This window comes from Trinickia caryophylli (genome assembly GCF_034424545.1).
Taxonomy (GTDB): domain Bacteria; phylum Pseudomonadota; class Gammaproteobacteria; order Burkholderiales; family Burkholderiaceae; genus Trinickia; species Trinickia caryophylli.
Window position 1 is genome coordinate 360875 of the sequence record NZ_CP139971.1, and the last position, 14869, is coordinate 375743.

The window sequence follows — 14869 nt, forward strand, 5'->3', positions numbered from 1 at the left end:
TCGAGCGCGGCGAATGCGTCATGCCGCAACGACCAGCCCAGGGTTGTCCGGGGCGATCCTGTAGGCGCCGGGTCGCTCGCGGTTGAGCTCATCGAGCACCGCTGTCTTCACCGCGTTGTTCCCCTGATGGCCGACGATGTACTTCGTGCGGCCATTCAGATTGCCGGCGTCGCGGTGATACCTGAGAAGCGCCACGGCCAGCCCGGCGGCGACACCCTTGGGCCGCTCCGACGGCGGCGGGTCCACGCAGATGCGGTTGGCGTGGAAATCCAGCGCATTGGCCCCCGCATCGTATCCCGCATGGGGTTGGAAGACCCGCTCCTCGATGGCCGATACGATCAAAGCGCGGACCTGCTCGGGACGATTCGCGGCACTGTAGGCTGAAATCATCGCGCTGTACGTGACGAGATCCGCATGGCGCGAGGAGGCGCCGCGCTTGAGGCGGTTCACCTCGTCGAATAGAGCCTGCGCGTCGTCGAGGCGGCCCGCTTTACCGCATGCGATGATGGCCGCGTTGTATGCGCCGAGCTCCGGCTCGACCGATCCCCGCTCCGGCGCCGCCTGTTTCATTCTGTTCAGCACGCTCAGTGCGTCGTCCACGCGGCCGGCCCTGCCGCACGCCGAGATCACCGTGCTGTAAATGACCAGGTTCGGACGTACCGCAGCGTCGTCCCGGCTTCGTTTTTCCAGCCTGTCCAGAATGTGGAGCGCCTCTTCCGCGCGCGCATTGATCTCCAGCGCGCGAAGCACGGCGCCATAGGTGGCAACGGTCGGTCGCATTGCCGGCTGCGCATGCGCCAGCATCTCGAGTTCGTCGAGCAAGGCGAGGGCGGCATGTGCCTCGCCGGCATTGCCATAGGCGGATATGGCCGCGCCATATGTAGCGAGCGAGGGGCGCATCGAAGGATCATGCCTGGCCCGGTCCTTCAACTCGGCGAAGAGTCGGATCGCTTCGTCGGGCCGGCCGCCTTTGTCGCATGCCGCCATTGCGCAAGCATAAGTGACAACGTCAGGCCCTGTCGGCAACTGCTCGGCTTCACGCAGCAAGGCGAGCGCGCGATCGACCCACCCGGCGTTCTCGCAGGCTGAGATTGCCGCGTTGAACGTGACGACGTCCGGGCGCATCGATGCCTCGCGGCTGCCGAGGCGCTTGAGCTCCTCGAGCAGTGCCAAGGCCTCGTGCGGCAGCCCGCCCTTGCCGCATGCCGTCAGCGCTGCGTTGTAAGTGACCTTGTCCGGGCGCATGGAGGCATCCACTGCAGAGCGCTCCTTCAATTCCTCCAGCAGTTTTAGCGCTTCGTGCGGCCGGCCCGCGTTCGCGCAAGCGGAGATCACCGAGTTGTAGCTGATCGCGTTAGGGCGCATGGCCCGGTCGAGCGACTCCAGCGTCTTCATTTCGCGCAGTAAATTCAGCGCCGTGTCCGCTTGGCCTGCTTTCGCGCAAGCAGCGATGGCCGCGTTATAGCTGATATTGTTCGGGCGCATCGATCGATCGCCCACTGCCTGCTGTTTGAGATCCGATAGCAACGCGAGCGCCTCGCTTGCCCGTCCGCTCTTTGCGCACGCGGAGATCGCCGCGGTGTAGCTGATGAGCGTTGGGCGCATCGCCGCATCGTCGGTGGCAAGGGCCCTCAGTCCGTCGAACAATCGCAGTGCGTCGTCGGCGCGGCCGGCTTTGCCGAGCGCGGAAATGGCGGCATTGTAGGTGACGACGTCGGGTTTTCTCGACGGATCGCGCCGCGCGACGTCGTTCAGTTCCGCAAAGAGCCTGAGTGCTTCGTCGGCGTGCCCGGCTTTCTCGCACGCCGAAATCGCGGCGTTATATGTGATGACGCTCGGGGGAATGCCCGCCTCCTGCACGGCGCGAAACAGCTTCATCGTCGTCGAAAATTCGCCGCCTGCTTTCAGGAGCGAGGCGGTGACTTTCAGAACCTCGTCGGGAGCGCGTTTGCGCGCCTTGTATAGCGCGATGATGGCAGCGTTCGAGCGGGTGTCCGCTTGACGCGGCGCCTCGGCCTCGGCGCCCAATGGGCTGCGCGGCGGCAGCCTGCGAGACATGCCTGGGCGCTTCGATTCCGGCGCTGGGGCGGACGCATCTTGCAGGGTAGGCGCGAGCGTTGCCGGACGGTCGTCGTGGAACCCGGCGAGCGGCCGCCGCAGCAGGCGCGGCCGCTGAGCCGCAGGCTGCGCCTCGCCGGCCGCACGGTTGGCATCGAACCGGCTACGCGGCGCATGTTCCGTCGGCTCCGTCGACGGCTCCCCCCGCGCAGCAGCCGTATCGCCGCCGCGAGGGTGCTTCGTCAGGGTGATGAGACGTCGCGGTGCGTCCGCCGGGTTTCCCTTGGCGGGCGGCTGGGTCGCACGGGCGTCCGGCAGGCCCTCGAATTGCCCATCACGCGGTGATCGGCGCGTCTCCTGCAGGCGTTCTTGCCCCTGCTCGGGGGATGGGGCCTGCCGCGTGGCGAGCGCATCGCTTGCCGGGATGGGGGCGACCCTGGTCGTCTTCATCGGTTCGTCGAGAGTAATGATAAAAAAGCGTGGTGCAAGGCCGCGTGAATGATAGTGCAGTCCACGGCTCTCGGCCAGATTGTTCATGCGTCGATCGCCCGAGCGAGCTTTCGGCAAGGTACCGGGAAATCTACCGGACCGCCACACGCAAGGCGGTCAGGGACAGCGAAATCCCGGCGGCGAATCCGAACCGCCGCAAAACGATCCGAAGCCGAGCGCGAGGCGGTCCTCACGGCCCCAATACGGGTAGCCGGCTGGGATCGAGACAGCGCGCATATCGCTCAGATCGTCGGTTTTTCGCTTTTGGCGCCATGGATTGACGCCGGTATGAGCGAAGATGCCGCCGAGCTCCCCGAAACGGGCGCCATTTCTCATTTTCGACGCAACCGAAATCTCCGTTTACCGTCCGCATTCGCGGCCGGTAAACGGGCGGTCATGACCGATGTCCTGCGCGTTCCGCCGCAGCCTGACGTCCATGGCATGCATGACGCATGCCGCGGCGAATCTGAGCAATGCGAGTGGGCGATTTCTGACAACGCAGGGCGACGGCATGGACTCCTTTCTAAAATACGGCAACGTATTCAATCACGCGCAGTTTTCCGAGGCTTACCAACGCGCACTGGTGCCGAGAGACGTAGGCGGGCAGGCGAGCGGCGAACCGCCGCCGGCCGGGGGGCAGCCGATGGCCCCGCGCCCTCAGCCGATGGCCGGCGAATTGCAGGCGCTTCGCGATCTGCGCGGCGGAAATGCGCCGAAGCCCCGCTCGCCGCGCGCCGAACAACCGAACGCCGCGCACGTACCCGCTTGGCGGCCGGCAGCCGAGGCGAAGAACTCGGAGGCCCCGTTCGAGGAGCGCGTCGAGCAGGAGTTCGTCCGTTGGCTGGAGGGCGGGGGCCCCACCGCACGCCGAACCGAGGCGGCTGCGCGCATGGAATATGCGCGGCTTGAGAGCGCGCGCACGCTGAAGCTCGACGGTCTCTCGCTCGGCCGAATTCCGGCAAGAATCGGCCAGTTCGCGAAGCTGCAGACGCTTCGAATCGGCGGAAACGAATTGGACCATCTGCCGAGCGCCGTGACCCGCCTGACGCAGTTGCATACGCTCGACGCGCGAAACAATCGGATGACTGAGCTGCCGCCCAAGATCGGCCGATTGAGTTCGCTGAAGCATCTGAACGTCGACGCCAACAACCTGACGTCGCTTCCCAACGAACTTGCGGCGCTCGCACGGCTCGAAACCCTTTCCGCCCGCTCCAACCAGCTCAAACTCGTGCCTTCGCGAATGAGTGCGCTCGGGAACCTGAAAAAGCTGGATCTTGCCCGCAATCAAGTGGGCGACATTCCAGGCACCTGGGGGGTGCTGTTCAGACATCTCGAGCACCTCGATCTGTCCCATAACCGGCTCGAGCAGCTTCCGTCCACCTGCGAGGTGCCTGCCCGAAAGCTCCAGTTGGATCTTTCGGAGAATCGTTGGTTAAGCGGCCTGCCCACCGCGTTCCGCGGCTTCCGTTACGCATCGAGACTTCGTTTGTCGGCCGCGGACGATCACAAGCTGGAGTCTGTCGGCGGCACACTGGCGGTCAATACCAAGGGCACCGGGATTCGGCAAACGCTGGTGAACGAAGGTCGCCTCGAAGCGGGGCGAGGCATCGTGGTGAACCGGACCGTTCCGGGCCGCAACCGGCCGCGTCTTGTTCAGCTCGAGGGCAGCGATTGGAACTCGACGATTTCCGAACTGAGCTTCATACGAGATCACGCAGAGCCGGGCGGAATCGAGGGGCTTGAGCAGGCACGGCAGAACGCGGCGTTTGACGAGGATTGGGGCGAACAACGCCTGCAGGCCTGGGTCGAGGCAATGGCCGATCAATACGCCGAGCGGCACCTCGTCTCGCGGGGAGGTACGTCGGCGCCCGCGCAGCCGGAGAGCGCGCCGGAACCGGATGCGTGGACGGCAACGGGTGTCGATATCTTCGATCGAGGCCGCAGCGGGGCGCTTGCACCGCCCGCGTCGCAAGAGCCGCAAGCCGAGCCGCAAGCCGGGCCGGGACCTCGTACGGATTATATGGCGGCGCTCTATGACGAACTTGCACGACTGCCTCCGGCAGAAGCGAGCGCCGTAGCCGCCTATCTGCGCAGCATTCCGTCAGACCGGCTGGCGAGCGCGCTCGAGCAGTTGAGCGGCTCGGCGGAGCAGGGCGGGGCGGCCGTCCGGAGACACTAGCAGGATTGTTTCAGACAGGCGGGGGGCGTCAGACGCTGCACCGATTCCAATATATTTAGCACTACCAATAAATACGGGAGCATATGAAAAGCAGAATGGGCGGAGGCGGAACATATGCCGACGACGCGATCGGACCTTCCGCGCTACAAGCGCTGCAGGCGAAGAAAGACGAACGCAATCAGGAACGACCATGTTGAAGAAAATCGCTTCAAATATATCCGCATCGATCAGTTTCCCGGTGTCGTCGTCCAACGACGAGACGGCGAGCTCGAGCGCCGGCCACCGAAACATGCACGACTTCGAAACGTTGCGGTGGATCAACGATAAGAATCGTGAGAGCAATGAGCTTCGTCACACCGCGGCGGATCGTCTGACGACCGCCAGGCGCGGCGCCGACATCGATCTGGAGAGATTGGGCCTGACAGATGTGCCCGACCATCTGCTGGCTCGCGTTGCCGATTCGCGCACGGTCAGTTTGAAGGGAAACGGCCTGAACGAAGTGCCGCGCAGGATGCTGACTTTCGCGAAACTGCAGAGCCTCGATCTATCACGCAACAAGATCGAGGTGCTCTCGTCGGAAATCGGGCAGCTCACGACGATGCGCAAGCTCGACCTGTCGCACAACCGGCTCAGCGAACTTCCTGACAGCATCGGCCAGCTTACGCAACTGGAGTCGCTGCGGGTACGACACAACGCGCTGGAATTCGTGACGCCGTCCATCGGCAACCTTACCAATTTAAAGAAACTGCTGCTTCGTGCGAACGTGCTGACGGAACTGCCCGACGAGATCCGCCGATGCTCGCGCCTCCAGGAACTCGACCTGTCGCAAAACCATTTCACCGTACTGCCGGAAACGGTCGGCTCTCTTTCCCAATTGCGCAAGCTGCATGTCAGCGACAACGATCTCACCGACGAAGTCGTGGAGATCGACGATGTCGACGCACAGCACGAAGGCGAGCCCGGGCTGATGATCGATCGTGCGATTCCTCAGTCGGTCGGCGAGCTCAAAAAGCTCAAGGAGCTGGACGTGTCGGGCAATACCGGATTGTCATTCCTGCCGACCGGGTTTGGCCCATTGGAGTATGCGTCGACATCCAGGATGACGGTGAAAAAGTTTTCGGATCGGCCGTCGGTTCTGTCCGAACTCCGCATTCATATCGGGAATACGCCGCTGCCCGTCGAGCTTGCCAAGGACGGCCGCCTGCCGCTCCTGGCGTCGATTCCCGCCATCGAGCACAGGGAGCTCTACCAGCCTCCACTTGCCCGGGCGCGACGGACGCTTGACGAAGCGCATGATGCCGATCGGCCAGACCACGGGCTCGACGCGTTCGACGAAAACCCCATCGCGAGAACCGCGCATGCGATGCCGGAGATACTCGCGGCACAAACGGCGTTGGGTGGCAACGGTCAACCGGTTCTCGACGCATTGCTGCGATCCCTTGCGGGAGGATCTGGCACGCTCGGCGCGGGCTATGCCGGCATGCACCCGATTCACCCGCCGGCACCCGCCGGCGAATACACGGTGCCGGTGCAACAGAGCGAACGCGGCGTGAAACGCGTCGCGTTCGCCGATCGGCAGGGCGGCGTGCGCACGCCGTCCGGCGGCGCCAGGTCGTCGGCGCGCAACCGCGTATCGCCGCCTTCTCCGACATCTTCAACAAGCGCTTCCTCTCGCGCATCGTCGTCGCGCGTTTCCGAACCGGCCTCACCGCGGGTGCCGCAGGGTTACCCGCCGAGGGCGCGGCGCCATGACGACGGATATTCGACCATGCCCGCACCGGTGCAGCAGGCCGCGACGCAGATTCCTTATGCGGTCCCCTACATGGCGCCGTATCCAGGGCAACCCTCGGCGTCGCAGGCGTATGCCGCACAACCGCCGCAGATGCAGGCGCCCTACGCTCAACCGCCACATACTCAGGCCACGTACGCCCGGCCGGAATTCCCGCAGGCCGCTCAAAGCCCGGCTCTCGCGGAATTGCTGCGCGCGCTCGCGCTATCGTCGCGCGGCCCCCAACAGCCGCAGCCGCTGGCCGCGCCGCTGCATACGCAGGAAGTCCGGGAGACGCTGTTCGACTATGCGGCGTCGGGCCCCGCCGCGGCCGAGCAATTCGAAACCGACATGGTGGGCGTCGAGCAGGTACAACACGCGAGGCTGACGGGACTGGCGCAACGGCATATGCAGCAGATCTATATGCAAGGCCCGTGGCTCCAATACAACCTGACGAAAGCCAGGAACGGCCAAAGCACGCGCCGGGACCTATGGAATCTCGTGGTCACCATGTTCCGTCAGCACGTCATCTGCAAGCTGGCCGATGACGTCGCGAAAGAAAATCAAAAAAAGCTGGCCAGCGATCCCAGCAAGACGCACCTCGTAACGGACCCACTGCCGATTGCGCTGATGTACGAGGTGCTCGTCAGCGGCCCCGGCGAGCTCCAAATTCCGGGCTTCGAGGACCTGCGCGGCCAACTGGAAAAAGACGCGGGGTTGCGGATGATGTTCGCAGGCATCGTGCCCCCCGATCAATATGAATTTTTCCGAGCGCACATCATGATGGAAGTAAAAGCGGCACAAACGCAGAAAAACGGCCTGGACCTGAAGGAGTTCGCACGCAAGCAGGATTTCTGGCAGGCATTTTTGCGCGAGGAAGAACTAGGCGCACGGATGGCGCCCATAGGCCGGTACGGGTTTTGATCCTCGCACGCCGGAGAACGTAAATGAAGAACATAAAGCTATCAGGGCTGTTGTGCGGCGCGGGCTGGGCCGATTGCACGCAGCCCGCATCCCGGCGCGACGCAACGGGCGCAGGTGATCAGCCGTCATCGCAACGGCGGGCAGGTGGGCCGCTGGACGCGCTGAGCCCGCGTCGAACGCCTCCCGATTTCAAGAAAGGCCTCGACGTCTGGAAAGGAAAGGCGGCCCGCGAGCAACATCGGGCGGCAGCGGGCGAACTCATCGAGAGGGCTCAGTTGGAAGGAAAGGGAGAGTTGGTCCTCTCGAGTCTCCGGCTCACGAGCGTGCCGCCGCAAATCGGTGCGCTCAAGAAACTGCAGGTGCTCGACTTGAGCGACAACAATCTCAGTGATTTGCCGGCCTCGATCGGCGATCTGGAGTCGCTGACCCATCTGTTCCTCGATGCGAACCACCTGGAGCGGCTTCCCGACGAGCTGGAGAACCTGGGCCAGCTCAAGCACCTCTCTGCGCCGGGCAACCGCTTGTCTCAGGTGCCGGAATCGCTGCATAAGCTGCAGAGGTTACAGCGCGTAGACCTGAAATCGAATCAACTATGGACACTGCCGCCCAAATGGGCCGAACTCCTCACGCGATTGCGCAGGCTCGATCTTTCGGACAATCAGTTGACGCAAATGCCGACGTTGCCGGATCAGAACCTCGCCGGTGCGCGGGCGGATGTGCGTGGCCGGACGCTCGAGTTGAATCTGTCGAACAACGCGATCTCGAATCTGCCGATAAGCTATGGCTCATTTCGGTATCACAACCGGTTCAACGATCACACGCTCATCAATCTCGCGCAGACAATCATTGTGCGCACAGAGAATACGCGTATCCGCGAGAGCCTCGTGGCGGTCGGGCGCCTTTCTCCGGGACGCGGCGTGTCCGCGCATGACGCGAAAATGTTTGCACGCCAGACGAGCAGGGCAGCGCGCGGTAAGCAACCGTCCGACCAAGACGGCGCATCGTGCGATTCATTCGACGGCTACGTCCGCCGGCATGGCGAACAGGGGCAGGCCGCCCGCTTCGGGCGTCGACCGGAGATGCCGCCGGAGTCGCCACGGAGCGAGCTCGGCGAGCGGCCGGAATGGACGAAGCCGGCAGCCGCACGCGGACTCGACGGCGTTGCCGGCCTGTTTGCCGCGCTCGGCGCACGGCCCGCTCCGAACGCCGCCCCGGACATCATGGCCGTGCTGGCGAAGGAACTGCAAAATCTGCCGCAAGCGCAGCAGGCCGCTGTCATCGGTCAGCTGGCCGCTGTGCCGCCCGAGGTGCTGGAGGCCGAACTGGCTCGTATGCAAGCAGTCTGGCACGGCGGCACGGCCGAGCCGTCCGGCGCGCCGCCGAACGTGCCGCCTGCGTCGACCTTTGCACCGCAGGCTCCGTTTGCGTTTGGAACACAACCCACGCAGCCGCTCGCGCCGCAGTTTGGCATGGCGCCCCCGTCGTCAGTTCCGCCCGTGCCATCTTTCGCGATGCCGATGGCGAATCGCTTCACCGCTCAGCCGGTTCCACAGCCGTTCTTCATGGAGCCCGAGTTACCCCGAGGCGGGGCCCAAGCGTCCGCCGAGCGGACTGACGCATGGCACACCGTGAATGAGATTGCGGCGAATAACGCACCGCCCCCTTGGGCAGCGGCGCGCGCACAACAGTCAGGCGCGCATCAAGAAGGTGTCGATCGGTGGGCAAAGCCGACATGGACTACGCGATCCACGCAAGAGGAAGTCCGCACGAGCACTGAAACGAACGCCTATGCAGAGCCTCCGGTTTTCGATGCCCACGGATGGTCGCGTCAGTCGAACGCAACACCATCGGCGCAGAGCGGATATGACGCCATGCCTCAGTATCGAATGCCCGCCGCAGACGAAGCGCCCCCGGCATATCAGACTGCTTCCGACCATCAATTTCACGCTGCATATAGAACGGAGGCTGAGGACTTCGATGCCATCTCCATGCTCGAAAGAATGATGCGAATGATTAACGGAGACTCGGTCGATTAGAACGTCACAAGCACGTGCGAGATGCACTCGAGACACCCGGTCTCGCCGTGTAGCCCCGACGGCCTTGGGGTGCGCGCAATTCGCAGTTCAGGTCTTCCGCAATACGGGCGGAGAGATCATCCATAAATTTTTATGACGCGATCCTTGAGACAGGAGAAAATGCAATGAGCAGAATTAGTCGCGGCGACGGTAAAAATAGCAATCCCTGGTCGACAAGCCCCTCGATGGCACCAAGTGTGCAGAGTCAGGCTTCTACGCGAAGCAGGCGCTTCGCGATTTCGAGCATTTTGGAAAAACTGTCGTTGAAGCCGAGCGGTTCGGGATCGACCCGCGGCAACCCGCTGCCCGCCGATGCACCGCCGGCTCGCACCACCACCAGCCGCAGCCGGCGCCTTGCGGACACGGCGTCGGTGCTGAGCGACACGACGGCGGCAAGCGGCCGGTCAGGCCTGTTGTGCCACAGCCAGAGCGACCAGGCGCGTTTGACCGCGCCTACCGATCGGGCTTCGATCGCGCGGGCGGACGATACCGCATCCGTGCAAAGCAACAGGAGCGAGGCGAGCGGCCGCACGAATGCGTCGAACCGTTCGGCTTCGGCACTCAGCCGCAGTCGATCGCACGCGCTGGCGCAGAGCCTCGTACCGGGTTCGCGCCGAGAGGAATTGGGCCGTCCTGGTTCGTCTTCGTCGCAAGGCGGTGGCAGTTCCTACGCAGAACGGGCTGCGCATCAGTGGGATCCACAACGCGATCTCACGAGCGTCATGTTTGATTCCGATGACGAAGACATCGTCCAGAACGCCGTGGCTGAGGCGCGGGCAGGGGGCCGATTCCGCCCTGGCCCGATCCCGGAACGCAAAAAGTACTGACGCTCAGGCGACCACGCCGGAATAGTTGCGGTGTTCCATTCGTCCTGGCCTTCACGGACTATCAGGTATTGACGATGCCGAAAAATCGTTCGCTAAAGTTTTTTATGTTCGCTGGCTGCCTGTTGATCCTGGGCGTCGTCGGCGTGTGGAACGTGCTGACTTTGCACGAGGCGTTCGGTAGCGGATCGCCTTATTATTCGCGCAAGACGAACATGGATAAATGGACAGATCCGAGGCCGACATTGTTGGTTGTCGATATAGGGGTGTTAGCTCTGGTAGGCGCCGGGATGTACTGGGTCCGGCGAAACGCATGTCCAGCTGCAGCTGAACGGCAAAATTGGTGTCGTTCGCCGCAGGTCTTGAATTGATGCTGGTATCCCACGTGTTAGCTCTGTGATGACCCTTCAATTATCTTACAGAGCAACCATGAGTTCGATAATTATGATTATGTCAAATCATACATTCGCTCCGTGCGCATAGAGCGACACCGACGAGTTCGCTCGACACAGCGGCAAGACGCCGGCTCGCCGGCGATTTGCTTCGCCATCCCGATTTGGCTCAGGCCGAGCGCATCATGTCGTTGCAACTACCCCGTTCCCACCCTGCCTTCGACACCCGCCACTCGACTCGCCCGGACGAACGGTTCGCACTTGCCCAAGGCGTCACCAAACATCTCGGACGAAAACAATTGGTAATGATATATTCGGCGCGCACCGCGCTGAAATGCCGCATCGGTGCCCAACCCGGCGAGTAAAAAAGAACGATCGCCGCCGAAATACGAAAAAGCAAATCGATACCGCGCCGGCCGTCGCGAACCGAGCCTCGCTCGTGTCTTCCGCGTCGTTGGCGCGTGGGGGAAACGAACTTGAACCGCCGTTACCGGCTCGTGTGGAATCATGCGCTCCAAACCACACAAGTGGCCTCGGAACTAACGGTTGCGAAGTCGGCAACTTCAGGCCGCAGTACCTCGCGCCGGGCGCGGCGCGAGCGCAGCCGGCGCCTCGCGCGCGTCGCCGGGAATACGGCCCTCGCGCTCGGGCTCGCAAGCGCAGCTCCAGCAATTTGGGCCGCCACATGCACCTCCAGCGACACTACCGCCTGCAGCCCCGCGGGCGGAAACGGAGCGCCGGGTCGCGGCGGCAGCGGCGGCGCAGGTAACGGGCAAGGCGGAGGCGCAAGCAGTCTTGGCGGCAGCGGCACGGTCCTGACCGACGGCGGGCTGAGTACCGGTGGCACAGGCGGGACCGGCGTGGCCGGCGACCAGTCGAGCCCGACGACGGGCGGCGCGCCCGGTGCAGCAACCAGCATCAGTAGCGTCGTCGTCAACGGGGACTTGTCGGCCGGCGCCGGCACACAGCCAGTAGCCGGCTTGAATTTCGGCGGCGGTGGCTCGGGCGGCGGTACCGGTCTTTATTACAGCGGCACCTCGGTCACCATTAATAGCGGCGTGACCATCTCCGGGGGCAAAGGCGGCGACGGCGGCACCGTCTCCAATCTCGGCTCGGGCAACGGCGGTGGTGGCGGCGGTGGCGGCGCGGGGATGATCGCCGCGACCATCGGCACGCAAATCACCACCTTCGGCTCGCTCGTAGCCGGCAACGGTGGCGCAGGGGGCGACGGCGGCTTTGGTGGCGGTGGCGGCGGCGGCGGTGACGGCCTGCTCTCGCTCGGAGGCAGCACGCAAATCACCAACCTCGGTTCCATCACCGGCGGCGCGGGCGGCGCTGCGGGCACGGGTTTCTCCGGTAACGGCACGAGCGGAGCAAGCGGCGTGGGCGTCAACCTCGTCGGCGGCAACAATGTCCTCGTCAATGCCGGCACCATTACCGGCGGAGCCGGCATCGGCGCCGGAGCCGGCGTGGGCGTCATGACGCGCGGCTCGGACTTCATCAACAACTTCGGCACGATCAGCGGCGGACTCGACTCGGGCGGCACGCGTGCCGCCGCGATCGAATTCAGCGGCGCGAACAATACCCTGGCCCTGTCGAGCGGCTCGGTGTTCGTCGGCGGACTCGTCATCGATGCAGGGGCATCCGTCACCGTCATGCCGCTGAGCAACGGGCTTTCGCTCGACACGACAGTCTCCATGGCGAGCAGCAGCTCCGCCCTCACCTTCAATACGGTCTCAACGGCGCTCACTACCACAGGCGTCATCTCGGGCCCCGGCACGGTCACGCTGACCGGCGGCAAGACGCTGACGCTGACCGGCACGAATACCTACACCGGTACGACGACGATCACGAACGGCACCCTCGCCTTGTCGGGCAGCGGCAGCATCGCCGCATCGGGCGGCGTGGTCGACAACTCCGCGCTGGATATTTCGGCTACAACCGCTGGTGCATCGATTACGGCACTGACAGGCTCGGGGGCCGTCGCGCTCGGCGGCAAGACGCTGACCCTGAGCAATGCAGCCGGCACCTTCAGCGGCGTCATCGGAGGTTCGGGCGGCTTGACGGTGGCCGGCGGCACCCAAACGCTTACCGGCGCGAACACCTACACCGGCACGACGACGATCGGCAGCGGCGCGGCGCTCGTTCTGGGTGCGGGCGGCGGCCTCGCCTCTTCGAGCAACGTCGTCAACAATGGAACACTCGATCTTTCTTCCACGACGAGCGGCGCCTCGATGGCGGGCCTGGCCGGCAGCGGCAGCGTCGCGCTCGGCGCACGCACGCTCACGCTGACGAACGCGGCGAGCACGTTCAGCGGCACAATCAGCGGCACAGGCGGCTTGACGCTCGACGGCGGCACTCAAACGCTGACCGGTGCGAACACCTATGCCGGTGCCACGACGATCAACGGCGGCACGCTCGCACTTTCAGGCGCGGGCAGCTTGCCCTCGACCACCAGCATCGCGCTGGCAGGCAGCGGCGCGACACTCGACGTATCGGCCGCCGGCGCACAGGCGATCAAGGACCTCTCCGGCGTGACGGGCTCGCAACTCGCGCTCGGCTCCAACACGTTGGCAGTCACGACAACGACAGACGCCACGTTCGCCGGAACCCTGACGGGTAGCGGCGCATTCGCAAAGCAAGGCAGCGGGACGCTGACGCTCAACGGCATCAGCAGCGGTTTTACGGGTGCGACGACGGTCGCGGCCGGCACGCTGGAAGTGGGCGATGCGAGCAATGCCACCGCGGTGCTGGGCGGCAACGTAACGGTTGCATCGGCAGGCACGCTGCGCGGGCACGGCACCGTATCGGGCAACGTCCTCAACAACGGCATCGTCATGCCTGGCGGCTCCATTGGCACTTTGACGGTCGGCGGGAACTATACGCAAGCCAGCAACGCCACGCTAACGCTCGAAGTGAGCCCAAGCGCCGGCTCTCAGTTGAAGGTCAACGGTTCTGCTTCACTGGGCGGGGGGCTTTCGATCGTCTACGATCCGGGCACCTACACCGCGCGCCGGTACGCCCTGCTGACAGCCGCCAACGGACTGAGCGGCACATTCTCGAGCGTCGCTGCAAGCACGTCCACCGGCACGGACCTTTCTTCGCTGAAGCAGTCGCTGATCTACGGGACGAACGAAGTCGACCTGTTGCTTGCAGCCGCGGACACGACGAGCCCGGGCATCGGGGTTATCGTCGCGCCGACGAACACGAGCATCTATACTGCGGTTGGAACGACCGCTCTCATGCGTGCGCAGTCGTTCAACGAGGCGCTGCTCGAGCGCTCGGCGGCGGCACCGGCCGATGAGCAGCATGCCGGACGCCGCGCGTGGATCACCGCGACGGGTTCGGGTACGCACGTAGGCGGCGCCGACGGCCACCCCGGCTTCATGGCGCGCGAGTATGGGTTCCTTGCCGGTGCGGACGGCCGGCTGGGCGATTTCACGATCGGCGCGGCCGGCGGCTATTCACATACCTCGATCGACGAACAGTCGACCGGCGCGTCGGGCGCGACCGATTCGCTGCGCGTAGCGCTCTACGGTGGGCGCAAGGTAGGGCCGGTCGGCCTGTCCGCGACGGTCGGCTACGCCCTCGACTTCCTTTCGCAAAAGCGCCCGTTCGGGTCCATAGGGACGGCCGAAGGCGACCACCTCGGTCACGAGTTCACCACCGCCGCCCAAGCCGCACTGCCGATGCAACTCGGCGGCATCGTGCTCACGCCGAGCGTGGGTCTGCGCTATGCGTACTTCCGCGGCAACGGCTTCGGCGAAAGCGGCGCTGGCGGTCAGAACCTCTCGGTCGGAGCGGACAACGCGCGCAGTCTGCAACCCTACGCATCGCTTGCCATCGACAAGGCCTTCGGCGACGCGTTGAAACCGGTGAACGTGCAACTGCGCGTAGGCTACGCGCGCGAGCTGCTCGGCAGCGGGCGCACTGTGACTGTAACGGCGCAGGATGGCACCCCGTTCGCCGCACCGGGCGTCGCCCTGCAGCGCGACTATCTGACCACCGGCGCGAGCGTGAGCATTCATCCAACAAAGGCAATGACCGTCTCGCTGGGCTTCGATGCACTCGTGAACACCGGGCACGCATCGGCGCAATCGGGCCATGCGCGGCTCGACTATCGTTTTTGACAGCGACACCGGCAAGACCAGGTATGGCTC

Annotated in this window: 6 protein-coding genes; 4 read left to right on the top strand and 2 right to left on the bottom strand. The window is 64.5% G+C overall.

Annotation, left to right across the window (positions count from 1 at the left end):
- Window positions 1–18: 18 nt before the first annotated feature.
- Entirely contained in the window at window positions 19–2508 is a 2490-nt protein-coding gene (locus tag U0034_RS20860) for a pentatricopeptide repeat-containing protein (protein ID WP_158243516.1), read from the bottom strand.
- 550 nt (window positions 2509–3058) lie between these two features.
- Here U0034_RS20860 and U0034_RS20865 point away from each other — a divergent pair.
- The 3 genes from U0034_RS20865 (at window position 3059) to U0034_RS20875 (ending at window position 9454) form a co-directional block, all read left to right on the top strand.
- Window positions 3059–4726 (top strand): leucine-rich repeat domain-containing protein, encoded by a 1668-nt coding sequence (locus U0034_RS20865; RefSeq protein ID WP_158243517.1) that lies wholly within the window; start codon window positions 3059–3061, stop codon window positions 4724–4726.
- A 190-nt stretch (window positions 4727–4916) separates the two neighbouring features.
- On the top strand, window positions 4917–7418 hold the full coding sequence (locus U0034_RS20870) for a leucine-rich repeat domain-containing protein (protein ID WP_085225166.1): 2502 nt from the start codon (window positions 4917–4919) through the stop codon (window positions 7416–7418).
- 23 nt (window positions 7419–7441) lie between these two features.
- On the top strand, window positions 7442–9454 hold the full coding sequence (locus tag U0034_RS20875) for a leucine-rich repeat domain-containing protein (protein ID WP_085225164.1): 2013 nt from the start codon (window positions 7442–7444) through the stop codon (window positions 9452–9454).
- A gap of 244 nt (window positions 9455–9698) precedes the next feature.
- On the opposite strand, the gene U0034_RS20880 is transcribed toward U0034_RS20875, so the two are convergent.
- On the bottom strand, window positions 9699–10025 hold the full coding sequence (locus U0034_RS20880) for a hypothetical protein (RefSeq protein ID WP_085225162.1): 327 nt from the start codon (window positions 10023–10025) through the stop codon (window positions 9699–9701).
- 1145 nt (window positions 10026–11170) lie between these two features.
- On the opposite strand from U0034_RS20880, the gene U0034_RS20885 reads away from it, so the two are divergent.
- On the top strand, window positions 11171–14839 hold the full coding sequence (locus U0034_RS20885; RefSeq protein ID WP_327197072.1) for an autotransporter domain-containing protein: 3669 nt from the start codon (window positions 11171–11173) through the stop codon (window positions 14837–14839).
- The last annotated feature ends 30 nt before the right edge of the window (window positions 14840–14869 follow it).

Bases quoted from the DNA above. Each gene is read 5' to 3' on its own strand.
- U0034_RS20870 (WP_085225166.1), top strand. From the start codon at position 4,917: ATGTTGAAGAAAATCGCTTCAAATATATCCGCATCGATCAGTTTCCCG.
- U0034_RS20865 (WP_158243517.1), top strand. From the start codon at position 3,059: ATGGACTCCTTTCTAAAATACGGCAACGTATTCAATCACGCGCAGTTT.
- U0034_RS20875 (WP_085225164.1), top strand. From the start codon at position 7,442: ATGAAGAACATAAAGCTATCAGGGCTGTTGTGCGGCGCGGGCTGGGCC.
- U0034_RS20860 (WP_158243516.1), bottom strand. From the start codon at position 2,508: ATGAAGACGACCAGGGTCGCCCCCATCCCGGCAAGCGATGCGCTCGCC.